General features: G+C 36.9%; 28 protein-coding genes and 1 pseudogene. 18 read left to right on the top strand and 11 right to left on the bottom strand.

Annotated features, from left to right (window positions below; translation table 11 throughout):
• Positions 1-104: 104 nt before the first annotated feature.
• The 3 genes from hemB to BMF77_RS13370 all read right to left on the bottom strand — a co-directional run bounded on the left by hemB (position 105) and on the right by BMF77_RS13370 (position 2,184).
• Positions 105-1,082 (bottom strand): porphobilinogen synthase, encoded by a 978-nt coding sequence (gene hemB / locus BMF77_RS13380; RefSeq protein WP_148763427.1) that lies wholly within the window; start codon positions 1,080-1,082, stop codon positions 105-107.
• A gap of 281 nt (positions 1,083-1,363) precedes the next feature.
• The gene (locus BMF77_RS13375; RefSeq protein WP_015078650.1) at positions 1,364-1,723 is read right to left on the bottom strand and encodes a DUF4870 domain-containing protein; all 360 of its coding nucleotides are present in this window, start codon (positions 1,721-1,723) and stop codon (positions 1,364-1,366) included.
• A 35-nt stretch (positions 1,724-1,758) separates the two neighbouring features.
• The gene (locus BMF77_RS13370; RefSeq protein ID WP_015078651.1) at positions 1,759-2,184 is read right to left on the bottom strand and encodes a Fur family transcriptional regulator; all 426 of its coding nucleotides are present in this window, start codon (positions 2,182-2,184) and stop codon (positions 1,759-1,761) included.
• Between the two features lie 213 nt (positions 2,185-2,397).
• Here BMF77_RS13370 and BMF77_RS13365 point away from each other — a divergent pair, with 213 nt between their 5' ends.
• The 7 genes from BMF77_RS13365 (at position 2,398) to BMF77_RS13335 (ending at position 7,328) form a co-directional block, all read left to right on the top strand.
• Positions 2,398-2,970 carry a peroxiredoxin gene (locus BMF77_RS13365; protein WP_148763425.1) on the top strand — a complete coding sequence of 191 codons (573 nt, stop codon included), beginning with the start codon at positions 2,398-2,400 and terminating at the stop codon, positions 2,968-2,970.
• A gap of 252 nt (positions 2,971-3,222) precedes the next feature.
• Entirely contained in the window at positions 3,223-3,474 is a 252-nt protein-coding gene (locus BMF77_RS13360) for a hypothetical protein (protein ID WP_148763423.1), read from the top strand.
• Between the two features lie 271 nt (positions 3,475-3,745).
• Positions 3,746-3,997 carry a hypothetical protein gene (locus tag BMF77_RS13355; protein WP_148763421.1) on the top strand — a complete coding sequence of 84 codons (252 nt, stop codon included), beginning with the start codon at positions 3,746-3,748 and terminating at the stop codon, positions 3,995-3,997.
• 155 nt (positions 3,998-4,152) lie between these two features.
• The gene (locus BMF77_RS13350; protein WP_148763419.1) at positions 4,153-4,362 is read left to right on the top strand and encodes a hypothetical protein; all 210 of its coding nucleotides are present in this window, start codon (positions 4,153-4,155) and stop codon (positions 4,360-4,362) included.
• Positions 4,363-4,457: 95 nt separating this feature from the next.
• A complete protein-coding gene (locus BMF77_RS13345; protein WP_210422193.1) occupies positions 4,458-5,621 on the top strand; it encodes a phosphotransferase in 1,164 nt (387 codons plus the stop codon).
• A 15-nt stretch (positions 5,622-5,636) separates the two neighbouring features.
• Entirely contained in the window at positions 5,637-6,716 is a 1,080-nt protein-coding gene (locus tag BMF77_RS13340) for a T3SS effector HopA1 family protein (protein ID WP_148763415.1), read from the top strand.
• Positions 6,717-6,905: 189 nt separating this feature from the next.
• Positions 6,906-7,328 (top strand): hypothetical protein, encoded by a 423-nt coding sequence (locus BMF77_RS13335; RefSeq protein ID WP_148763413.1) that lies wholly within the window; start codon positions 6,906-6,908, stop codon positions 7,326-7,328.
• 92 nt (positions 7,329-7,420) lie between these two features.
• On the opposite strand, the gene BMF77_RS13330 is transcribed toward BMF77_RS13335, so the two are convergent.
• On the bottom strand, positions 7,421-8,209 hold the full coding sequence (locus BMF77_RS13330) for a peptidylprolyl isomerase (RefSeq protein WP_148763411.1): 789 nt from the start codon (positions 8,207-8,209) through the stop codon (positions 7,421-7,423).
• A gap of 209 nt (positions 8,210-8,418) precedes the next feature.
• Entirely contained in the window at positions 8,419-10,005 is a 1,587-nt protein-coding gene (locus BMF77_RS13325) for a glucose-6-phosphate isomerase (RefSeq protein ID WP_148763409.1), read from the bottom strand.
• A 182-nt stretch (positions 10,006-10,187) separates the two neighbouring features.
• Between BMF77_RS13325 and BMF77_RS13320 the strand changes: the two genes are divergently transcribed.
• From BMF77_RS13320 to BMF77_RS13295, 6 genes are all read left to right on the top strand, one after another.
• Complete coding sequence (locus BMF77_RS13320; protein ID WP_148763407.1) at positions 10,188-11,321, top strand: branched-chain amino acid ABC transporter permease; 1,134 nt, start codon at positions 10,188-10,190, stop codon at positions 11,319-11,321.
• A gap of 56 nt (positions 11,322-11,377) precedes the next feature.
• On the top strand, positions 11,378-11,947 hold the full coding sequence (locus BMF77_RS13315; RefSeq protein WP_148763405.1) for a Uma2 family endonuclease: 570 nt from the start codon (positions 11,378-11,380) through the stop codon (positions 11,945-11,947).
• 88 nt (positions 11,948-12,035) lie between these two features.
• Positions 12,036-12,821, top strand: coding sequence for an ABC transporter ATP-binding protein (locus BMF77_RS13310; RefSeq protein ID WP_148763403.1), 786 nt, complete (start codon positions 12,036-12,038; stop codon positions 12,819-12,821).
• 13 nt (positions 12,822-12,834) lie between these two features.
• Positions 12,835-13,065, top strand: coding sequence for a type II toxin-antitoxin system HicA family toxin (locus BMF77_RS13305; protein WP_148763401.1), 231 nt, complete (start codon positions 12,835-12,837; stop codon positions 13,063-13,065).
• Entirely contained in the window at positions 13,058-13,282 is a 225-nt protein-coding gene (locus tag BMF77_RS13300) for a type II toxin-antitoxin system HicB family antitoxin (RefSeq protein ID WP_148763399.1), read from the top strand. Before BMF77_RS13305 ends, BMF77_RS13300 begins: the two co-directional genes overlap by 8 nt.
• Positions 13,283-13,340: 58 nt before the next feature.
• Positions 13,341-14,723: a GTP-binding protein gene (locus BMF77_RS13295; protein ID WP_148763397.1), complete on the top strand. Its 1,383-nt coding sequence runs from the start codon at positions 13,341-13,343 to the stop codon at positions 14,721-14,723.
• 196 nt (positions 14,724-14,919) lie between these two features.
• Here BMF77_RS13295 and BMF77_RS13290 read toward each other — a convergent pair whose 3' ends face one another.
• The 3 genes from BMF77_RS13290 to BMF77_RS13280 all read right to left on the bottom strand — a co-directional run bounded on the left by BMF77_RS13290 (position 14,920) and on the right by BMF77_RS13280 (position 16,804).
• Positions 14,920-15,237 (bottom strand): type II toxin-antitoxin system PemK/MazF family toxin, encoded by a 318-nt coding sequence (locus BMF77_RS13290; RefSeq protein WP_246862915.1) that lies wholly within the window; start codon positions 15,235-15,237, stop codon positions 14,920-14,922.
• Positions 15,238-15,330: 93 nt separating this feature from the next.
• Positions 15,331-16,388, bottom strand: a protein-coding gene (locus BMF77_RS13285; protein WP_148761479.1) for an ISKra4 family transposase whose coding sequence is annotated in 2 segments (ribosomal slippage) — positions 15,331-16,235 and positions 16,235-16,388 — 1,059 coding nt in all. Because the reading frame shifts where the segments join, the coding sequence is not laid out codon by codon here.
• Between the two features lie 134 nt (positions 16,389-16,522).
• Positions 16,523-16,804: a hypothetical protein gene (locus BMF77_RS13280; RefSeq protein WP_027402973.1), complete on the bottom strand. Its 282-nt coding sequence runs from the start codon at positions 16,802-16,804 to the stop codon at positions 16,523-16,525.
• Between the two features lie 257 nt (positions 16,805-17,061).
• On the opposite strand from BMF77_RS13280, the gene BMF77_RS13275 reads away from it, so the two are divergent.
• From BMF77_RS13275 to BMF77_RS13265, 3 genes are all read left to right on the top strand, one after another.
• On the top strand, positions 17,062-17,322 hold the full coding sequence (locus BMF77_RS13275; RefSeq protein ID WP_148763393.1) for a Calvin cycle protein CP12: 261 nt from the start codon (positions 17,062-17,064) through the stop codon (positions 17,320-17,322).
• A gap of 266 nt (positions 17,323-17,588) precedes the next feature.
• Positions 17,589-18,158, top strand: a complete 570-nt coding sequence (locus BMF77_RS13270) for a GNAT family N-acetyltransferase (RefSeq protein WP_148763391.1) — start codon at positions 17,589-17,591, stop codon at positions 18,156-18,158.
• On the top strand, positions 18,158-18,691 hold the full coding sequence (locus tag BMF77_RS13265; RefSeq protein WP_148763389.1) for a hypothetical protein: 534 nt from the start codon (positions 18,158-18,160) through the stop codon (positions 18,689-18,691). The genes BMF77_RS13270 and BMF77_RS13265 overlap by 1 nt, the downstream gene beginning before the upstream one ends.
• A 124-nt stretch (positions 18,692-18,815) precedes the next feature.
• Here the strand turns inward: BMF77_RS13265 and BMF77_RS13260 are convergent, their stop codons facing one another.
• Both BMF77_RS13260 and BMF77_RS13255 read right to left on the bottom strand, forming a co-directional pair.
• Positions 18,816-19,238, bottom strand: coding sequence for a type II toxin-antitoxin system VapC family toxin (locus tag BMF77_RS13260; RefSeq protein WP_148763387.1), 423 nt, complete (start codon positions 19,236-19,238; stop codon positions 18,816-18,818).
• On the bottom strand, positions 19,231-19,497 hold the full coding sequence (locus tag BMF77_RS13255) for a hypothetical protein (RefSeq protein WP_246862914.1): 267 nt from the start codon (positions 19,495-19,497) through the stop codon (positions 19,231-19,233). The genes BMF77_RS13260 and BMF77_RS13255 overlap by 8 nt, the downstream gene beginning before the upstream one ends.
• Positions 19,498-19,726: 229 nt before the next feature.
• Here BMF77_RS13255 and BMF77_RS13250 point away from each other — a divergent pair, with 229 nt between their 5' ends.
• Both BMF77_RS13250 and BMF77_RS27935 read left to right on the top strand, forming a co-directional pair.
• Positions 19,727-19,948, top strand: a complete 222-nt coding sequence (locus BMF77_RS13250; RefSeq protein ID WP_148763383.1) for a hypothetical protein — start codon at positions 19,727-19,729, stop codon at positions 19,946-19,948.
• Positions 19,948-20,208: pseudogene (locus BMF77_RS27935) on the top strand (hypothetical protein). Before BMF77_RS13250 ends, BMF77_RS27935 begins: the two are co-directional and overlap by 1 nt.
• A gap of 316 nt (positions 20,209-20,524) precedes the next feature.
• Here BMF77_RS27935 and BMF77_RS13235 read toward each other — a convergent pair.
• A complete protein-coding gene (locus BMF77_RS13235; protein WP_148766967.1) occupies positions 20,525-21,343 on the bottom strand; it encodes a TlyA family RNA methyltransferase in 819 nt (272 codons plus the stop codon).
• Positions 21,344-21,467: the final 124 nt, after the last annotated feature.

Below are 21,467 nucleotides of genomic sequence, written 5' to 3'. Positions count from 1 at the left end.
TTAACCCGACCTACAAAAAATGGACAAGATATTGTAAAATATACCAAAAAACCTCACGCCCAAACACAAAAACACTCTTTGCGCCAGCGTGAGACATTATCTTATTACAACCACCGAGCCGCATCCTTAGCGTGGTAAGTCAAAATTAAATCAGCACCAGCCCGTTTAAAACCAGTCAAGGTTTCCATAACAACGCGCTGCTCATCAATCCAACCATTTAAAGCCGCAGCCTTCACCATCGCATACTCACCAGAGACATTGTAAGCCGCCACAGGTAAATTAGTAGCTTCCTTGACGCGCCAAATAATATCCATATATGCCAAAGCTGGTTTTACCATGAGCATATCAGCACCTTCAGCAATATCCAACTCAATTTCTTTTAGCGCTTCCCTAGCGTTACCCGGGTCCATTTGGTAAGTGCGTCTATCCCCGAATTGTGGTGTTGAGTCCGCCGCATCTCTAAATGGCCCATAATAAGCCGAAGCATATTTAGCAGCATAGGACATAATGGGAATATCTTCAAATCCCGCCTCATCCAAACCTGCGCGAATAGCTTGCACAAAACCATCCATCATCCCCGAAGGTGCGATAATATCTGCACCAGCTTGAGCTTGAGAAACTGCGGTTTTCTTTAATAATTCCAAAGTTGGATCATTTAAAACCCTTCCAGTTAAATCACCAACTTGTAAATAACCACAATGACCATGACTTGTATATTCACATAAACAAGTATCAGCCATAACAATTAAATCAGGAACAGCATTTTTAACGGCGGTTACTGCTTTTTGGACAATGCCACAATCATGCCACGCCCCGGTAGCATCTATATCTTTATCTGCCGGAATTCCAAATAAGATAATTGCCGGAATTCCTAAATCATAAACTTCCTTAGCTTCTTCAACAATCTTATCTACTGAAAGTTGATAGACACCGGGCATAGATTTGACTTCCTTGGCAATACCTTCTCCTGGTACTGCAAACAATGGATAAATCAAATCGTTAGTAGTTAAAACGGTTTCACGTACCATCCGACGCAATTGGGTATGGCTACGCAGACGACGAGGGCGATGTATAGGAAACATAAATTTTGTGCAGACAAAATAATACAATGGACACAGAATAAAGCGTCACAAAAGCAAGTTTTTAACTTGCTCTATTCAGACAAACTACAAGCAGTGCGTAACTGTCTTTTGCCCTACTGTTGATGAAGCTGTGGGGCAATTTTATATTTTACAACTTGATAGACATTTGCTTATAACAAATTTGCAAAAAACAATCTTAAAAAATCATGGAGTTAATTTTGGTAAGTTGTTTAATCAAAAGTCTATGATTAATTAACCTACCATATCTTTCCTGATATGAGCTAAAAAACTCGAAAAATAAACGGATAACGGCAAGGTTGATTAGGATCACTAAAAACGCCAATTAGCGCCCAAATTGTCAATCCCCAGTGGAGGATATAACCTAAACCTGCGAGTGGAAACAAGATGAATAATGGTAAAATCAACCAACCAAACAGAAAAAACAATGCTCCCAGAATTGCTCCATATAACCAAACGTTAAAATGGAAATTGATAGATTCTTTGGCATTCTCTTTGACAACAGGATCATCTGATACAAATAGTATGGCTATGGGTAAGCCAACGGAGACAATTGTGGTACTAAAAAAAATTGCCCCATGACACAATGCTGATAATAATTTACGTTTATCGCTGTCGTACATTGTCTACTCCTATGCAATTTTAGTTAATTATTATATCAAACATGGGTGCTGCAAACATCGCACACTCCCTCAACTGTCACTTCATACCGTTCCACTTTTAACCCCTGTCGCAATTGACTGACATCAATATCGGGGAAAGTATTCCAGTTGATATCTTCAATTGCACCACAGCAGTTACAGCGAAAATGATGGTGGGGGGCAACGTTAGCATCATAACGGGAGACACCTTCCTCTAATAGCACTTCTCGCACCAAACCCACCTCTCGCAGTGCCTGAAGCGCCGCATATACGGTTGCTTGAGAAGAAGTGGGTGCTTCATGATTCAAGTCTCTCATAATTTGATCAACCGTCGGATGATCTCGTCTGGCTAAGAGGTTGGCATAAACGCCAAATCGCTGGGGTGTGACTCGCAACCCTCTAGTTTTCAAGGTTTTGACAATATCATTAGCTTTTTGCTGCATAGGATTTACTTAGCTATATAAAAATATAATCTCTTATTATAACGTTCATTTTTAAGAACTAATATTTTTTAATAAATACATTATAAAATAAGTATTTATGACTATTGACTAATTCCTAAATCAGAATTATTCTGATTTATGAGATAAGCTACTGATGCTCTAAGCAAAAGCAGCAACACGAGTTAAAATCTTCCATCTAAAAAAGAGGTATTTATGACTGCTATTACTCACGTTCCAAATGTAGTATTCAAGACTCGTGTGCGGGATGAATCTATCGGTGGACCAAATCCTTACACTTGGAAAGATGTCACCACACAAGAAATTTTTGCCGGTAAGAAAGTAGTATTATTTGCGCTTCCTGGTGCTTTCACTCCTACCTGTTCTTCTACTCATTTGCCTCGCTATGAAGAACTGTTTGAGGAATTCAAAGCGCAAGGTGTTGATCAAATCATTTGTTTGTCAGTTAATGACGCATTTGTAATGTTCCAATGGGGCAAACAACAAGGCGCTAAAAATGTTTTCTTGTTACCAGATGGTAGTGGAGAATTTAGCCGCAAAATGGGAATGTTAGTTGATAAATCTAACATCGGTTTTGGAATGCGTTCTTGGCGTTATGCAATGGTTGTTAATAACGGCGAAATTGAAAAAATGTTCATTGAACCAGGTTTTGAAGATAACTGTGGTAGTGATCCTTTTGAAGTATCTGATGCTGATACCGTTCTTGCTTACCTCAAAGGTGTAGAACGTCCTGCTGAAGTCGCACCTCGGTTAGCATTTGTTGGTTAATTACTAAAGCTAGAAAGAAACTTCCACCTTTTGATAGAGGTAGATAGTTTTTAATTCATCTAAGGCAAGGGAAGTTACTTTTATGAAACTTCCTTTGCTTTTTTTGTTTCCATAGACAAAATACCCTTGATTCTGTCTAATAAATTAGTTTCAAATCATTTATTTTGTCAGATACTATTCCAGAATATAAGAGCAGGATAAATTTATAGCCTGATTCCATATAAATGGAGTATTCAAGGAGGTGAATCAACAATGAGAATTACAATTTCTGAATTAGAACTTAGGCTTGCAGAACCGATTCTGGATCAACTAACACCTTGGGAAATGAAGACTCTTAAAGGTGGTTACGTGATGAGAAAAGACAGAAGAAATCCGCCAACAACCAATATAACCAATACAACTGATCTTTCAACAGTATTCAAAGAACTAGACAGTAGTATGGAAAGGTGGAAAATCAGCCTCAAAGATACAACAGATAGTCTAAGAAGCAAATTCGATTTTTAATATCTGCTGTGAAAAAATTCAATATTTTACTTATTTTCGTGTGTTTTCAGATTTATTAACCTGAAGATACACGATTTTTTATGGAGGTTAATTCCATAGTTTGCAGTTTTTATAAAAGACAGAATTCAGATATTTGTGTCTTTTTTACTAGGTTCAAAGCCTTGATTTTTCTATTTTTTATGAATAAAAATAGGAGTAACGGTTAAGGAAACACCAACTTAACCGACTCACAAATTCTAACTTACAAAAACAAATCTTCTTGGAGGAAATTATGGCAACTATTACCCTTTCTCAACTAAATACAACTGGTTCTGAATTATTTGCAGATTCTGAAAGCTATCTTAATGAATTGAATGATGCAGCTTCCGTATCAATCAATGGTGGTGGTGGCGATTTCAGCGGTTTTAGTGCTTATGGTGACTTTGGTGTTAAATATCTAGAATTCTTAGTTGATGGCTATGCGATTGCTAGTATTAAGCATATCGCTAAATCCTTCAGCAATGATTCTCACTACGGACACTAATTACTTGGCTTTGTAGTCAACTACAAAGCCGATATAACTATCCAGGAGTAAAAGTAAAAACTAATCTATGTTACTTACATGAGATTGATTACTAATAATCCTGGATAGTTAATAAAATTGCATCCACAAAAATCGAATCTTTCTAGAGGTAAGAAATGGCAAACATTAGGATTTCTAATCTAGAGAATACTGATGAAAAAAAGTTTATTATTAATTTAAGTAATTTAGACGCAGTATCTGTATTTGGAGGTGAATATAATAATGCTAGTCAAATACTTAATTATGGCGTTAAGGCTCTAGAATTTGTCTTAGTAATTTATGCTATAGATGCCATTTCACTATTAACGAAGACATTTAGAAAATAAATAATTTCCAACCTATCAAGTTAATGATTTTACTAAAACTGAAATTAACTGAGCAATAGCAATTTCACACACATATATTATTATCATTTGAAATCATGCCATTCTTAATAAGTTTTGCAAATGTTTTCAATTACCTTGTTGAAAACAAAATTTGTCAGCCACAAGAGGAGTCCCTAAGTAAAATCGAATTAAAATCTGCTAAAAACTTTAACCTATTAATCACTTTATCAGATGGTCGTCAACTATTAGTAAAACAAGAGCGTTATGATCAAAATGGTAAAACTTTAGGTGAATTTATAGATGAGTGGAGAGTTCATGATTTTTGGCAAAAATTCCCAGAAATAACTCATTTACGAGCATCTTTGTCAGAAGCAATTCATTTTGATTTAGAAAACTCTATCATTGTTTTTAACTATCTAAATCAATATCAAGACTTAGCTGAATTTTACGCCAAAGATCAGGAATTTCCCGAGGAAATTGCTCAGGTAGTTGGCACAACTATTGCAGCTATTCATCGCATGACAATAGACAATAATAACTATCAAAAGTTCTTTGAAAATTCTTTAAAATCTCAAAATATTAACAAAGGATTAGATAGAATTACACCAGAAATATTTGGTCAACTTCCGGCTGATGGTTTAAAGTTTTTTACTCTCTATCAACGTTACGATAATTTAGGAAAAGCAATTACACAATTAAATCAGGCTTTTACTCCTGCTTGTCTCACCCATAATGATCTCAAACTTAATAATATTCTTGTATCTTTGAACTGGGAAACAGACATAGAAGATAAATTACCTGAAAATAAAAATATCATCCGACTAATTGATTGGGAAAAAGGTAATTGGGGAGATCCTGCTAATGATTTAGGCACAATAATTGCTAGTTATCTGCAAGTTTGGTTATATAGCATAGTCTCTAGTAAAACCATACCAATTGAGGAATGTTTGCGTTTAGCTGCGATTCCCTTATCAATGATTCAACCTTCTTTATCAACATTAGTTACTGCTTATTTAACTACTTTTCCAGAAATTTTAGAATTGCGTCCAGATTTCTTACAATTAGTGATGCAGTTTAGCGGTTTAGCTTTAATTAGAGCTATTCAAGCTAGACTTCAACATGAAAAAACCTTTGATAATTCAGGTATTTGTATGCTCCAAGTTGCTAAAAGTTTATTATGTCGTCCCCAAGCATCTATTTCCACAATTTTGGGGATGGAATTTTCAACAATAACTTCTAAAAATTTATCTCTTGTTTAGAAAAGGAAGGCTTATATGCAAGTATTAGATTCTGTCTATAGTCAACTTTTTCAACTTCCAAAAGAATTACAAATAGCACTGCAAAATATTGTTGATCATCTGGAAATTAAATCATTTTATTCTATTAAGCATCCAGATTACAAATTATTAGAATTGCCAGAATCAGTAATCGCTCGGTTTAAAAATCTATCCTTAGATATTCAAGAGAAGCATTTGCGTATTCACTTACGTAATTTTCTCTATAGTGCTTATTACAATGGTTCTTGGCATGATTCTCTTGGTGATGACAATCAAATAAATAACCTCAGTAATAATAGCTTATTTGGCATGGATTTGGCGTTTTATGAAAGACTCCATACGAGTAATACAGGTGGAGGTTATTGGAGTAAAAATTGGTTAGTAGTTAATGAAGAAGAAGATGGTTGTTTAGCAGTCCAAAAAAATGGGTTGACTTTGCATATTGAGCGGGATTTATATTTATCAGAAATTGATAAATCAGCTAATGTTGGTGATTTGGTGGCAATTAAAATGCCTAAAAATCTAGTCCAGAATGGATTTTATATGGCAGTATCTAATCTAGGCACTCAAGATAATCAAGATATTGTTAGAATCTACTTTAATGTATCACCTGATGGGGCGGTATCAGTGATGGAGAATGTGACTACAGAACTCAATAATATGCAAGTTTCTTTCTCATTTAAAGCTCTATATAATCCTGATGAATATAGACGTTATGATTCGGCAGTTCTTTACTTTAATAAACATCAATATAAAACAATTTATCCTATGTTACAACAGGTATATTCAGAAAATCAAGATAGTTTTTTTCCACAAGTACCGTTGTTTACTAAGCAACTAGCACCAGGATTAGGTTGTGCTGAAGAACCAACCAATAAGTTGGCAGAAAAAGAAAGTTTTGGGACTAATCGTTGTCAAATGATTGCTAATGGTTTAATTGCTGCTTGGCAAGCGGGTAATAATCATCCTGAAAGTCGAATGACAGCTATTTTGGAACAATTTACTTTACACAAAATCAAATTACGATATCCTTATCTTAATGGCTATTCAGATGATATTTATACGACTTTAGATTGATAATATCAATATCCCCGAATTCTCTAAGAATTCGGGGATCTCAAGTATTTTTTAGACAGTAATTATTAGCTTTTTGGCTACTGTTAATTAAGATCTTCGAGTTTGGTAATCTCCGATGTCTAAGATCATGATAAAATCGATTTGTGCAACTAACGCAGATTGTAAATTTATCAAGGTTAACTTTACTGTATGAAAAATAACCATGTTTTTCTAACTTTAGCCCTATTGGCTTGTTTTGCCGCTCCCCAAAAAGTTCTAGCAGATGAGATGTGGAAAACGAAGGAATATAATGTGATCTATCAAACAGATCGTAACAAAACTGCTATCTGGAGTTATGGCCGCAATAGACTTATATTTATTGATGGTTTAGCAGGAGTCACCACCAACCGGGGTTCATACAGCGGCTATTGGGCACAAGATCGTGATCGTTCATCGGTACGTTGCGATACCTATAGAGAAGGTGCTAATGGTAAACCTACTTATTATTGGGGCAGATTTGAAATTACCTTCATTGATCCAGATTTCCCTTCTCGCTGGCAAGCTAATCTTAGTCTTTGTGATCGCCTTCCTACAATGACTTTAAATGGTAAACCGATTACATCCGATCAATAAGACTCAAATAAATTCTGTAGAGACGTTGCATAAAACGTCTTGACAACTAAAAATAAACTCCATATCAATGAATAGCATAATTATCTCCTGTTTTAACTAGCTTCACTAAATATTTCTATGGGAGAAGGAGGAGAATTTATTTCATCTCCTAATGTGGCAACAATTTCTAATTTATTAATTTGCTCTTTTAACCAATTGGTAAATAAATCTCCGAGAATTGCTACGCGCATTTGTTCATTCAATTCGGGGGCAATAATTTCTTCAACTATAATGATATGGACTCCTTTAGGTGTAATGACTGGTTTAATAATTTCTGGGGGATTAGCTGCAAAAACTGCGGCAGCAATTTCTGGTCGAAAATCACTACGTTTGCGGATACCTTGATATCCTCCAGCGCGACGAATTTCGGGATTTTCGATATATTGACGAGCTACTTCTTGAAAACTAATTTCTCCTTCTTGAAGAGCATAAAATATTTCTAAAGCTAGATCTTCATCATCTAATATGACTTCATAGGTAACTGCTCCGCTGTAATCAAGTTGGTGAGCATAAAAGAATGGTTCAACTTTTTCAGCGAATAAATGATGGGCTAATTTTGCTGATAGGAGATTGAGATTTGCTACTTCTTCAAAGTTATCTAAGGAAAGATAATGTTTTTGTAACCATTGCCATGTGTCCTCTGCTTTAAGTAGATTATTAACTAATCGTAAACTGTCTGCGGATTGTTGTAATTCTGCTATTTCGATGGTAATATTTTCTTTTTTAGCAGTTTGTGTAATAATGGTTCTGGTAGCGATCGCTTCTAACAAACTAGGGATTTGACAAGATATTTTGAGGTGATAAATAATATCTTCTTTGGATATTTTTACAATATTGGACATAATTTAATCTCCTGAATTTACTGAATTTATTAAAAATTCTTTTTTCTTGCTTAAATAAGTTATTAGCGTATCTATCATATTTACCTAATATGTTATTTTTTTATCTCTATCTAATGATACTTTTAATATTTTTGATAATTTATAGCCACAAAACAAGATCCCCGACTTCTTTAAGAAGTCGGGGATCTAAATTAAGGGGATCTAAATTTTTAACCGAGAGAAACAGTTAAACTTCCAGGTTTAGCTAAATCACCAGTTAACACCACACCCCGATTATTGGTGTGTAAATGACGGAGAATTTTGTAAATTGCTTCCACTTCCTCAGTAGCGCCGGACATATCTGCAAGTTCAGAAATAGAAAGTGCTTTTTTCTGGGTTTGCAACACTTCTAAAACTCGTTTTTGTAAATCGAGAATCACAGCGGCAGCTTTTTTACCAGCTTCCACACCTGGTTGATGATAAGCATTGACATTTACTAAACTGGCATATAAACCTACAGCCCGTTCATACAATGCAATTAATGCGCCAACTGTGCGAGCATTAACTTGAGGAATGCTGACTGTAATCGAATCGCGGTGATTCTCATACAATGCTTGACGAGTTCCTAACAAGAAACCACAAAGATAATCACCGGAAGTGACTCCAGGATCAACTTCTGTGGATTTTCCTTGACGATCTTCTAAAACTTCAATTAAGGTAGCAAAGAAATTGGGGACACCTTCGCGCAACTGTTGCACATAGGCGTGTTGGTCGGTAGAACCTTTGTTACCATAAACTGCAATCCCTTGAAATACAGTGTTCCCATCTAAATCTTTTTCTTTACCCAAAGATTCCATGATCAGTTGTTGCAAATAGCGACTAAATAGCAACAGGCTGTCTTTGTAAGGGAGGACTACCATATCTTTTTCACCTTTGCCATTTCCTGAGAAATACCAAGCAAGGGCTAATAAAGCGGCTGGGTTGTTTTTGAGATTGGGGACGCGGGTGGCATCATCCATTTCTTTTGCACCATCCAGCATGGCACGGATATCAATGCCCTGTAATGCCGCAGGTACTAGCCCTACAGCGGACATTTCTGAGGTACGTCCACCTACCCAATCGTACATGGAAAACCGGGCTAACCAATTTTCAGCTTTGGCGACTTGATCCAGGTTGCTATCTTGTCCGGTAATAGCGACTGCATATTTAGCAAAGTCTAATTTTTTGGCTGTGTAGGCTTGTTTAACCTCAATCATGCCGTTGCGAGGTTCGGGTGTGCCTCCAGATTTGGAAATGACTAATACCAAGGTTGTGGCTAGTTTATCGCCAAGTTGGGCAAGAACCCGATCAATTCCGGTGGGGTCGGAATTGTCTATAAAGTGAATTTGTAGGGGTGGTACGTCGGGGGATAGGGCTTGGGTGACAAATTGGGGACCCAAGGCTGAACCACCAATACCAATGGAAATGATATCTGTAAAGCGGCATTCCTTGGGGGGATGAATTGCCCCGGTGTGTACCTGGTCAGCAAATGCTTCGATTTGTTCTAAGGTTTGAACTATTTCTTGGGTGAGTTCGGGGGTGGGGGCTAAATCTGGATTCCGCAACCAGTAATGTCCTACCATGCGGTTTTCGTCGGGATTGGCGATCGCCCCTTTTTCTAATTCCACCATATCCGCAAACGCTTTGTCAAACTTAGGTTGCAATGATGCCACAAACCCATCATCAAACCTCATTCGACTAATATCTAGATATAGTCCTAATCCTGGATGGAAATACAACCAGTCCTGGTATCGTTGCCAAAGTACCCTAGAATCCATAGGGAAATCTCAAATAAAGTGTTGGTCAAACACAAGTTTAATGTATGCTTTTGGCGATCCCTGCTTTGTCTTATACAGTTTTTAATAGAATAACGGATATAGAGGGGTTTCAGTTTACATTGCGTTACATTAACGGCTGATAACTGACAACTCAAACATGACCAATGACAACTAGCTAAACTATGATCGAATACCTGATTTTTCTCGCTATTTCTACCGCCACCTTCGCCCTGTTCGGACTAGGACTCAATCTCCAATGGGGTTTTACTGGTTTAATTAACTTTGGTCATATTGCTTTCATGACTTTGGGTGCGTATACGACGGTTTTATTAAGTCTCAAGGGCGTACCGTTACTGCTATCGGCGGGAATCGGAGCAGTTGTTGCCGCAATGCTTGGTTTAGTAATTGGCTTTGCAACTTTGCGGTTACGCGAAGATTATCTTTCAATTGTCACCATTGGTACAGGTGAATTAATTCGATTAATAGTCAATAACCAGGATTTACCTGTAGGTAATACGTGGATATCGGGATCTTTCGGTGTGCAAAGTTATGTTATCCCTTTATCAACAACTCCCAATTTATTTTTCCGTTTGGTAATGATTGGAGTATTAACTTTATTAGCAGGAATCACATTATTTTCCCTATGGCGTTGGGTACGGACTGCTCAAATTTCTGCAAGTAATAGTATAGTTAGAAATAGTAGTCTTAAACAAGAATTTACCTCTCGGTTAATAGTCGGAATTGCTTTAGGGTTATTAGCTGTTGCAATTTATATTTCTGGTGTGATTGGACTCTATAATTATAATCCCAAAGCCGGGTTAATGTTGCTCATATTGTTGATTTTAGCTTTTGTCTTTTGGCGGTTAGAAATTTTAGTGCGATCGCCTTGGGGAAGAGTGCTAAAATCTATTCGTGAAGATGAAGAAATTCCCAAAGCCTTAGGAAAAAACGTCTTTTCCTATAAACTACAATCATTAATGTTAGGTGGGGCAATTGCGGGGATTGCTGGAGCATTTTTTGCTTGGCAACTAGGCGCAATTTACCCCGATAACTTCCAACCCCAACTTACCTTTGATGCCTGGATTATGGTAATTTTAGGTGGTTCTGGCAACAATCTGGGAACTATTTTAGGTGCAGTCATTTTCTTTACCTATGATGCCCTCACTAGGGAATTTTTACCCAAAATTGTTCCCCTAGATGTAGAACGAATTGGTGCGTTTCGGATCATGTTTATTGGCTTACTTTTAATGGTATTGATGATTTGGCGACCTCAAGGTATTTTAGGGAAAAAGGAGGAACTGACTCTTGGTAAATAATTAGAAATTTGTGATGTTAAAATAGTTGATACAAGCCGTTTATGGGAGGAATAGCCATGATAGTTGCAACTGCTAACAAGATGACTTTTGAGGAATTTCTTAATTATGACGATGGGACAGATAATTTATATGAATTTGAGAACGGAGAATTAATTCCTATGCCTTTAGAAAGTGAGCTAAATCGGCGCATAGCAATGTTTTTAGTTGCCTATTTTCTGCAATTGGGTATTCCCTATTACCGCTTGAGTATGAAAACAGAAATTGCTGTGAATAGTCGGCAGGTGGGGGTGCGTGTTCCTGATTTGACGGTGTTTTCTGAAGAATTAGCTCAAGTGATGCAGGGGGCTACACGCTCGCTGATTTTAATGGATATGCCGCTGCCTTTGTTGGTGGTTGAGGTAGTGAGTCCAAATCAGGAAAATCGTGATTATCGTTATAAGCGTTCTGAGTATGCGGCGCGGGGAATTACTGAGTATTGGATTGTTGATCCAATTGGGCAAAAAGTGACGGTTTTAGAATGGGTGGAGGGTTTTTATGAGGAGCAGGTTTATAGGGAAGATGATATAATTTGTTCGCCTCTATTTAGTGATGTAAAGTTAACTGTGGCTGAGGTTTTACAGGGATGAAATTTGATGAACTCCGACAATTTTTATTTCATAACAATCATTAAAAACCAACAAAAAACCTAAAAATGAAGTTGAGAAGAAAATTATAATGGTAAATAATATCGCATCACCCCAACTACCTCTTTTAGCTGCAACTGGACTTTGTAAAAATTTTGGCGGAATTAAAGCAGTTCAGGAAGCGAATATCGAAGTTATCAAAGGTAGCATTACTGGGTTAATTGGTCCAAATGGGGCTGGGAAAACTACTTTATTTAATTTACTCTCTAATTTTATTCGTCCCGATAAGGGTAGAGTGATTTTTGATGGTGAACCCATTCATCAATTACAACCATACCAAATTGCCCAACAGGGATTAGTGAGAACCTTTCAAGTTGCCCGGGTTTTGTCGAAGTTATCAGTATTAGAAAATATGCTTTTGGGAGCGCAAAAACAAACTGGTGAGAATTTTTGGCAAGTGCAATTTCAACCCCACATTATTGCTAAGGAAGAAAAGCAATTAAAAGAACGAGCAATGTTTTTGTTAGAATCTGTAGGCTTAGAAAAAAAAGCCGCTGATTATGCCGGTGGTTTATCTGGGGGACAGCGGAAACTTTTAGAAATCGGTCGGGCATTGATGACTAATCCTAAGTTAATATTGCTAGATGAACCTGCTGCTGGCGTAAATCCCAGATTAATTGATGACATATGCGATCGCATTTTAGCGTGGAATCGTCACGACGGCATGACATTTTTGATTATTGAACATAACATGGACGTAATTATGTCCTTATGTGATCGAGTTTGGGTATTAGCTGAAGGACAAAATCTAGCCGTTGGTAGCCCTACAGAAATCCAAAATAATACCAAAGTTTTAGAAGCATATTTAGGACAATGATATTATATTAGATATGCCCAAAAAAATTAGAGAACTGAAAAATTTATTACTGCAATCAGGTTTTACTTGTCGGACTGGAAAAGGTAGTCACACTAACTGGTATCATCCTTTATTATCTGGACGAGTTACTATATCAGGTAAAGACGGAAAAGATGCGAAAGAATACCAAGAGAAAGATGTTAGTAACGCCATCAAAAGAATAGAAGAAATAAAAAAAGCTCAAGAGGAAGCACAAAATGAATAATCATTACACAATCATTATTCAATGGTCAGAAGAAGATAAATGCTTTGTGGTAAGTCTTCCTGAATGGGGAGAATTTTGTCATACTCATGGAGATACTTATGAAGAGGCTTTGAAAAATGCCCAAGAAGTTTTAGAAATGCTGATTTCATCTTATTTAGAAGACGGACAACCAATACCCGAACCGCAAATTATCGGCAAGTCATTAACAGCAGCTTAATTAGATACCCGACTTCTTAAAGAAGTCGGGTATCTGGAAATTCAAAATCCAGAATCCTATGAATCGTAACCTACAAGAAACTCATTTAAACCGCGCCCGTGCTAGTCTTAGACAAGCATTATCTTGGTATGGATATCTCCGTAAATCGGGACAAATGGCAGCAAATCCAGAATTAGCAAGTTTGCTAAAACCAGAAATAGAAACCTTAAATGCCACACTCAATAAATTAGATGCAAATGTCATCAGAATTGCGGCTTTTGGTTTAGTCAGTCGGGGAAAATCAGCAGTATTAAATTCTTTATTGGGAGAAAAAATTCTGCAAACCGGACCCCTAAATGGTGTCACTCAATGGCCGCGTTCTGTACCTTGGAAACCAGGAGATAAGGTATTAGTCGAATTAATTGATACTCCCGGTTTAGATGAAATTGAAGGCGATTCACGGGCGCAAATGGCAAGAGATGTAGCGCGTCAAGCTGATTTAATCTTGTTTGTGGTTTCTGGGGATATTACGAGAACTGAATATCAAGGATTATTAGAATTACGTCAAGCCCAAAAACCTTTAATTTTGGTATTTAATAAAATTGATTTATATCCCGATACAGATAAAAATGCAATTTATAAAAATCTGCAACAATTAGGGGCAGGAAATATCCAAAATCAGCCATTATTACCTGATGAAATTGTGATGATAGCGGCTGAACCTGCACCAATGGAAGTGAGAGTAGAATATGCAGATGGAAGCATCACTTCTGAATGGGAAACACCACCACCGCAAGTAGATGAATTAAAGCAAACAATCTTAAATATATTAAATCGAGAAGGACGATCTCTTTTAGCTTTAAATGCACTTATTCAAGCTAGAGAATCCGAAGAAAATATCGCTCAAAAAACCGTTCATATCCGCGAAAAAGAAGCAGAAGATATAATTTGGAGGTTTAGCCAATATAAAGCCCTAGCCATTGGCTTAAATCCTATTGCTTTCTTAGATATAATAGGTGGTTTAATTACCGATTTAGCTTTAATTCGGGCATTAGCTAAATTGTATGGTTTACCCATGACTGGCTATGAAGCTAGTGAATTATTAAAAACAATTTTATTTAGTTCTGGTGGTTTATTATTAAGTGAAATTGGCAGCAGTTTTATATTAGGCTTAGGTAAAAGTGCCGCAGCTATAGGCAGTGGTGATAATCCCTTTAATATTACTACTTTTTTCGGGAGTGCGATAGCGCAAGCGCTGACTTGTCAGTTCGCCCAAGGTGGAATTGCCGGTTATGGTGCTTATACAGTCGGTAAAGCCGCCCAGTTATATCTAGAAAAAGGCTGTACTTGGGGACAATTGGGCGCTAACACCGTCATTCAGGAAATTTTGTCACAAGTTGATAAAAATACTATTTTGTATCGCTTACAGCAAGAATTAGGCGGTACTTTTGGTGAGTTTTGAGAGATTGAATCTAAGAGGGTGTTTGAAAAGTTTTGAATGTATAAATTGACCCCTCTCCAAACCTCTACCCGACGCGGGGAGAGGCTTTGAAAACCCCATTCCCTGGTAGGGAAGGGGGGCAGGGGGGTTAGGTTTTTGGAGATTATGGGTTTCATCTGATACTTTTCAAACAACCTCTAAGTAACCATCACAAACTTTATGATTTGGGATTTTTACCTCTTTCCCATGCTTTTATTGCTGGAGGTTTATGTGAGGGTTCACAAGGCTTTTGTAAAATTTCAATAATGGTAGCAATAACTTGATTTATTTTTTCATCCCTTAATTTTCCGATATTCCTAATAACATTACTTTTGTCAACTGTTGCAATGATGTTAGGACGAATATAACAGGGACTTAAATTAAGTTTACCAAACATAAAATCCTGGTCTTCTAACTTAATTTCATATTCTCTACCTGGTTTACTGGTAATAGGACAGAGAATAATATTATTACTATCTGATTCTGCTATAATCAAGGCAGGTCTTCTTTTAGTAGCAGATGCGTCAGAAAATGGAAAAGGTACAGAGATAACGTGGGAGCATCCCAATAATGTAATAAGTATAAATACTCAAGCAATAGCCTGATTGAGATAAGCACAACGCAAGTTCAAAATCTGGGAAACATTTTCTGCCTTCCATTGCGCTCCTGTTATTTTTATCCTGGCTCCAATCTGCTTAATCTTCGACTCCACACTCCCTGAACCAATGCAAATTCCTAAATCTTGATACAAACCGTAGTCTGGTATTCTCTGGCGATGCTTTTGGACATAATTCTGGAAATTCACCACGGCCTTGTTTTGAGACCCTTTAAACTCCGCTAAGGCCATTTCTATGTCCCCATCCCATAAATAACTTTCGACTCTTCTGATGCGCTTGTTTGACCCCCCGACTTTATTTAAATTTTCGACCAAATGATACCAATCAAGGACTTCTCTTCGCTGAAAACTATCCCCTATCTGCGTTATCAAATTCCAGATCCCATCATGACCATCCCCTACGCAGGTAATGACCTTGCCTAACGGTTGGGAATTTGTCCAAGATAATAACTGGTCATTTTCTCGAAAAAATGCAGCACATATCTGTCCATGCAAGCTGACTGCTTTGTAATTTTGCCAGATACTTTCTTGCCCTAACGGTGTTCTCAACCTGACATTTCCTCCGTCTACACTCAATGCCTCTATGATTCCTTTTCCTTGTGGAGCAGAAAATTCATATCTTTGTACCAACCTATGTTGACTACTCCCTGAGACTTCCATCCCTGTGGTCATCTTTATATCTTCTTCAGCGTGTTCAAAAGATTCATTAGCTACTAATCTTAAACAGCACTTCTCCAGATATGGACTTAACCGATTATTTTTCTCTAATCCCAGTTCTCCGGCTTGTTTAGAGGTGATTTTTACCTTTCCGATAATACTATTTACAACCCTGGTTCTTCCCACAGTTGTTCCCGTTGCTGTTTCAAAAAAAAACTGGCTACCACTGGACTGACGTTGTTTAGCATATGCTCTCGCACAATCAATTCTATGCTTTCAAAGTCTTTTAGATTTTCAATAGCTGTATTATTGATGAGAATTTCTGAAATGCCTTTGATATGTTCATTCAGTTTCTGCGTTTCTTCAGGGGTCATTTTTTTTCTCTTCATCACTTTTTGGCTATTTTGCCTTTTATTCTTTCTGAAGTCTCTAAGCATTTATACTTACTGCATAATTGGGATGCTCCCGATAACGTCACCTTTAGCAAATTTTTCCATAAGCATAAATTCTATAAATCCTTCCAAGCTTCGTCTTCTTCTGGTTCAAGCCAAACTTTATTGAGTGATGATTCACTTAACTCAAGAAAATCTTTTACTAAAATTTCCAAATCATCTACATTACTAACTTGCAAATTTTGAATCTTTTCAAGTGGTAGATTAGTTAGTTTAGCTACTAGAGATAAATCAATACCTTCTTGTAGCATATTGAGTGCAACTTGAGTTAAACCTTCTTGTAACCCTTGTTCCCAGGCTTCACGTAAAGATTGAGATTGAAGTGCTAATTCACGCATAATTATAAGTTACAGATACTCTGTTTAAATTATAACTAAAATATTTGGATTATTTAATAATTTAGCATTGCTAAAACTCCATTAGTGAATAATTAAGTCATGATTATATCATCATAGAATCAAAAAGTATATAAATTAACTAAAAATAATTATTTGAATTGTTACTCTGAAAAAGAGTTTACCAACTATGAGTAATTCTCTTCATTAGCAATCCTTAAAATTCCTAATTAACCTTTATCTCCCTCAAAAAAGGTAACATGATCATGGTCTCCCTAAACGAAGTTATCAATGGTAAAAAACCCATTGAAGCAGCAATTCTTGAAGCCATTACAGAAGCGCGGACAACCTGTACAGAAAATGGTAATAATTCCGCTAATTGTGCAGTAGCTTGGGATATTGTCGAAGAATTGCAAGCAGAAAAAGCCCATCAAAAACAAGCAAAACACCGCAAAACAGCCTTAGAAGAATACTGTGAAATGTATCCAGATGCTTTGGAGTGTTTGATTTACGATCTTTGATTTAGATCAGCAGCAATTCTCATTTTAAAGAAATAAGATGAACTTCTCTTATTTAAAGATAGGACTCCTATTTAATTTTTGATAGCTTGCGTGGCGTAGCCATACAAAACTCGGTACACCTTCATATTCTCAAATCCTCTTGCCTTCCTACGCAGGAAAATATGGCTAACGCCACGCTATCCTATCAGGAATCAAACCGGAGTCCTATATTAATGATACTATTTTAGTTTGTTACCACAGTCATTTTCACCAACAAGGAGTAACGAGTGCAACTGCAAGTTCAGCTAATTCGTGGTGAGGATAGCACTCTTGTAAATGCGTATTTAGTGGAACTGGCACAAAAGCACGTTGATGATTATCTATCGCTGTGGAAAAGCCGACTAAATTTATACGTACAAGCTGATAAATTTTGGGACTGGGAGTTTAAACTGAGATTTATTGCCAGCAGTTCAAACCGTGAAGGTTATGCCATTGAGTGCGAAGGTGAAACCCAAGGATTGATGCTGATGGAAACTCAGATGCACGGATCACGCATCACAGAGGGTAAACGCTCAGTATATCTTGATGGAATTGCTACAGCACCTTGGAATCGCCAGGATGTCCAACGCCCACCACGATACAAAGGTGTTGGGAGTGTATTTTTGGTATTTGCCCGAACCCGCAGTTTCGAGCTAGGTTATGAAGGTAGGGTAGGCTTGCATTCTTTACCAGGAACGGAAAAATTCTATGATAATCAAGGAATGCTAGATTTAGGGCAAGATGAAGATTACGATGATCTGGTTTATTTTGAGTACGGTGTATGGCGTTCTTATAACAAAAGCAGTGAGGGTAAGTAATGAGTCAGCAAGAATCTAATTATATTCCGTTCACCTCTAACCAAGAATTAGCAAACCCGATGGATTTATTACTTAACAAAGAATGGTTGAGAAAAAGCATTCAAGCTGAGGAAGAAGTAGGAGGTAATATTGGTGCTGGTTTAGATTGGGGTTCTAGTTTTGATCAATTATTACTTAATCCTGAATTGTTTTATCGTTTAAAAACTTTGCGGATTTCTTTGAATCGAGAAGTGCGTTTGTTGCTTAAAGATTGGAATTTAGGAACTGCGACTTCTATAGCATCTGCTACCGCCAGAGAGAAGTTGCTGGAAAGATTCAGGCTACCTACATCTACTGTTAAAGAATATATTCAAGCTGTGTTGCAGAGGGATGAACTTTTTGGTGAGGAGTTTATTTCTAATCATCAGGTATTGCGGGAACTGCTTGGGGTAATGTTGACAGAAAACGATTGGGAAATGATTGCTTCAGTTGCGGCGGATTCGTTGAAACAGCAAATTATGAATCAGATTTTGGTTGAGATAATTTCGGTATAGTAGAGGTAAAATAATTGGAAGTGGCGCACTCCGTTATCACAAATCAAAAAATGAATTGACAAGTCAGCGATCGCCCTATCGCCCTTTATCTCAAAGCAATACAAGTTTAATTTTGCTCGTCTAATTAAGGTAAAAATATGCGATTAAATGGTTGCTTGCGATAGCGGCGATAAATATTAAAGTCTTTATCTAGAGTGGCAATAGCAGAAATGTTTAATCTTTCGGAAATGGCAATAAGCGATAAATCGGTAAAATCTGCGGGTAAATCTTGATAAATTGTGTTAAGTTCTTGGATTCTTTGATAGTCTGATGGCAGTAAATGTTCGCATAAGAAAACTCTTATTGATAAGGCAGATAAAAATTCGTTTTGCACTTTTGTATTTGGAGCAAGTAACCACATCACTTCTGTAACACAGGCAATTGTTGTGATGAGTTGACTGGTACAGGTGCTAAAAAAGTTAATAACTTGTTGGTGATACTTGTCTTTACGGTCATAGAAGGCAACAAGAATTCCAGTATCAATTAAAATCAGGGGATAATTATTCATGAGTTCTTGTTTGATGTCTTGCTTGAATTCTGTCAGTGATCGCTTTTTTGCGTACATCTCTATCTGACAAATCTCCTGATCCTTCTAGTAAAAATTTGGGATAACCACCCATTCGTTCTAAAACTGTTTTAGCTGAAGTTGGATAATTGTTAACAGGTGTTTCTAGGGATGAGATAAATTGCAAGACAAGTGGGATTTGTTGATCACTAAGGTTAGCGATCGCTTGTAAGAGTTCTTGGTGTGGATTAGTGGAGTACATAGTGATTAATTGGTGTTATGATGATTGCAATTTTAGCAAATGTATCGCTCTTTGGGAATTGGGGGGTAGGATAATCATACAATGATACTCAGGAAATTTAGTAGTTGTCATAAATGTGCAAATAGAATTATTAATAGTATAGTAAAATAAATACACTGAGATCAAGGATTAAACTCTAGGACAAAATAAAGCTATAATTTTCTCAAGAATAAAGAGGTAAAAACTATTTATGTCACAGCTTGAACAAATTGAAACTGCAATTCTCTCACTTCCATCTCATGATTTTGAGAAACTGAGACAATGGTTTTTAAACCTAGATTATGAACTTTGGGATGAGCAGATAGAACGTGATATTGCAGATGGTAAGTTGGAAGCATTAGCAGCAGAAGCGATAGCGAAGCGCTCCGTAGGAATCGCTGAGTTTCAAGCAGGACATAGCCGCGAAATCTGATGCACTATACAACACAATGATTCTGGAAATATTATAATGCCCTCCCTGAAAGTGTACAGCAAACGGCTGATCAATGCTATGAGTTGCTCAAGGCTGATAAATCTCATCCATCGTTACATTTTAAAAAGCTAGGTAACAAATATTGGTCAGTTTGAGCAGGTTTAAATTATCGTGCTTTGGGTGTTGAAGTCGAAAACGGCATTTCTTGGTTTTGGATTGGAACACACACAGAGTATGACAAACTGATTGGTAAGCTGTGATTTATTCACTTAAATACTCCTGTCTGCGTTCCTGGATAAGTTCATCTACCAAGTTTCTATCAGGTGATTTATCTTTTAATAAACCTCTTAATTTTTTAACTTGTTGTTTGAGGCTTACTAATTGGAGTTTTCCATTATCTTCCAGAGTTAAAATTAATCTATCTCCTGATTCTAAATGAAGTATTTCTTGGATTTATTGGGGTAAAGTTAAAAGCCTTGTTAGCTCTAGAACTTTGCGGAGAAGGTGACGATGATGACAAGATTAGAGGCGAAGTAAGTACCAACCCAAAACACCAACTAAAACCTTGATTACTCATCATTTTTTCCCAAACTCCTGCATGACTTGTTTAGTAATTTCTTGAATTGCTGCTAAAGTTGGGGGTATGATTTCGCTGTCCATTCCCAACCATAAAAGATATTCAATATTTCCCGCAGGTCCTGTTATTGGTGAATAAGTTAAACCCTGATATTTCCATCCTAACTCTAATGCCCCTTTCATCACATTAAAAATTGCATCTCCTTGGTCATCAGAATCGCGGACAACGCCTTTTTTGCCGATGCGAGACTTGCCAACCTCAAATTGTGGTTTTACCAGCAATACAGCCTCTCTGGGAGCTTGTGTTAATTGCCATACCGCCGGCAAAATTTTGGTTAAAGAAATAAACGAAACATCCACAACTATCAAATTAGGAAATATGGCATTTTCAGCATACAATTCCTCTGGTTGTAGTTGACGTAAATTCGTCCGTTCTTTTAAAATTACTCGTTGATCATTTCTGATTTTCCAATCAACTTGTCCATAACCAACATCTACACCATAAACTTGTTTTGCACCGGCTTGTAATAAACAATCAGTAAAGCCACCAGTAGAAATTCCCCCGTCTAAACAAATCCTGTCAGTTACAGAAATCTCAAAAAATTTTAAAGCCTTAGCCAGTTTTTCACCACCACGAGAAACAAAAGGAGGACGTTCTTTAACTTGAATTTCTGCGGTAATATCAACTTCAGTCCCGACTTTATCAACCATTTGTTGATTTACAGTCACTTCTCCAGCTTGAATTAGCCGTTGTGCTTGCTGACGGGAGGGACATAATCCCAAATCTACTAATAATGTATCTAATCGCTGTTTAACCAATTTCACTTTTTATAGCTGTTTATATTTGCTTTCCTATTCTAAATCCTAAATTATACGATTAATCTTAAATATTCAAAAAATATATCCCCGACTTTTCAAAGAAGTCGGGGATATTTGATTTTAA

This window comes from Dolichospermum sp. UHCC 0315A (assembly GCF_008121535.1).
Classification (GTDB): domain Bacteria; phylum Cyanobacteriota; class Cyanobacteriia; order Cyanobacteriales; family Nostocaceae; genus Dolichospermum; species Dolichospermum lemmermannii.
The sequence above is the reverse complement of the archived record's forward strand: the minus strand, read 5'-3'. Positions and strand labels throughout refer to the sequence as shown.

Excerpts from the sequence above, each read along its gene's own strand:
- hemB (WP_148763427.1), bottom strand. The coding sequence starts at position 1,082 with ATGTTTCCTATACATCGCCCTCGTCGTCTGCGTAGCCATACCCAATTG.
- BMF77_RS13375 (WP_015078650.1), bottom strand. The coding sequence starts at position 1,723 with ATGTACGACAGCGATAAACGTAAATTATTATCAGCATTGTGTCATGGG.
- BMF77_RS13370 (WP_015078651.1), bottom strand. The coding sequence starts at position 2,184 with ATGCAGCAAAAAGCTAATGATATTGTCAAAACCTTGAAAACTAGAGGG.
- BMF77_RS13365 (WP_148763425.1), top strand. The coding sequence starts at position 2,398 with ATGACTGCTATTACTCACGTTCCAAATGTAGTATTCAAGACTCGTGTG.
- BMF77_RS13360 (WP_148763423.1), top strand. The coding sequence starts at position 3,223 with ATGAGAATTACAATTTCTGAATTAGAACTTAGGCTTGCAGAACCGATT.
- BMF77_RS13355 (WP_148763421.1), top strand. The coding sequence starts at position 3,746 with ATGGCAACTATTACCCTTTCTCAACTAAATACAACTGGTTCTGAATTA.
- BMF77_RS13350 (WP_148763419.1), top strand. The coding sequence starts at position 4,153 with ATGGCAAACATTAGGATTTCTAATCTAGAGAATACTGATGAAAAAAAG.
- BMF77_RS13345 (WP_210422193.1), top strand. The coding sequence starts at position 4,458 with ATGCCATTCTTAATAAGTTTTGCAAATGTTTTCAATTACCTTGTTGAA.
- BMF77_RS13340 (WP_148763415.1), top strand. The coding sequence starts at position 5,637 with ATGCAAGTATTAGATTCTGTCTATAGTCAACTTTTTCAACTTCCAAAA.
- BMF77_RS13335 (WP_148763413.1), top strand. The coding sequence starts at position 6,906 with ATGAAAAATAACCATGTTTTTCTAACTTTAGCCCTATTGGCTTGTTTT.
- BMF77_RS13330 (WP_148763411.1), bottom strand. The coding sequence starts at position 8,209 with ATGTCCAATATTGTAAAAATATCCAAAGAAGATATTATTTATCACCTC.
- BMF77_RS13325 (WP_148763409.1), bottom strand. The coding sequence starts at position 10,005 with ATGGATTCTAGGGTACTTTGGCAACGATACCAGGACTGGTTGTATTTC.
- BMF77_RS13320 (WP_148763407.1), top strand. The coding sequence starts at position 10,188 with ATGATCGAATACCTGATTTTTCTCGCTATTTCTACCGCCACCTTCGCC.
- BMF77_RS13315 (WP_148763405.1), top strand. The coding sequence starts at position 11,378 with ATGATAGTTGCAACTGCTAACAAGATGACTTTTGAGGAATTTCTTAAT.
- BMF77_RS13310 (WP_148763403.1), top strand. The coding sequence starts at position 12,036 with ATGGTAAATAATATCGCATCACCCCAACTACCTCTTTTAGCTGCAACT.
- BMF77_RS13305 (WP_148763401.1), top strand. The coding sequence starts at position 12,835 with ATGCCCAAAAAAATTAGAGAACTGAAAAATTTATTACTGCAATCAGGT.
- BMF77_RS13300 (WP_148763399.1), top strand. The coding sequence starts at position 13,058 with ATGAATAATCATTACACAATCATTATTCAATGGTCAGAAGAAGATAAA.
- BMF77_RS13295 (WP_148763397.1), top strand. The coding sequence starts at position 13,341 with ATGAATCGTAACCTACAAGAAACTCATTTAAACCGCGCCCGTGCTAGT.
- BMF77_RS13280 (WP_027402973.1), bottom strand. The coding sequence starts at position 16,804 with ATGCGTGAATTAGCACTTCAATCTCAATCTTTACGTGAAGCCTGGGAA.
- BMF77_RS13275 (WP_148763393.1), top strand. The coding sequence starts at position 17,062 with ATGATCATGGTCTCCCTAAACGAAGTTATCAATGGTAAAAAACCCATT.
- BMF77_RS13265 (WP_148763389.1), top strand. The coding sequence starts at position 18,158 with ATGAGTCAGCAAGAATCTAATTATATTCCGTTCACCTCTAACCAAGAA.
- BMF77_RS13260 (WP_148763387.1), bottom strand. The coding sequence starts at position 19,238 with ATGAATAATTATCCCCTGATTTTAATTGATACTGGAATTCTTGTTGCC.
- BMF77_RS13255 (WP_246862914.1), bottom strand. The coding sequence starts at position 19,497 with ATGTACTCCACTAATCCACACCAAGAACTCTTACAAGCGATCGCTAAC.
- BMF77_RS13250 (WP_148763383.1), top strand. The coding sequence starts at position 19,727 with ATGTCACAGCTTGAACAAATTGAAACTGCAATTCTCTCACTTCCATCT.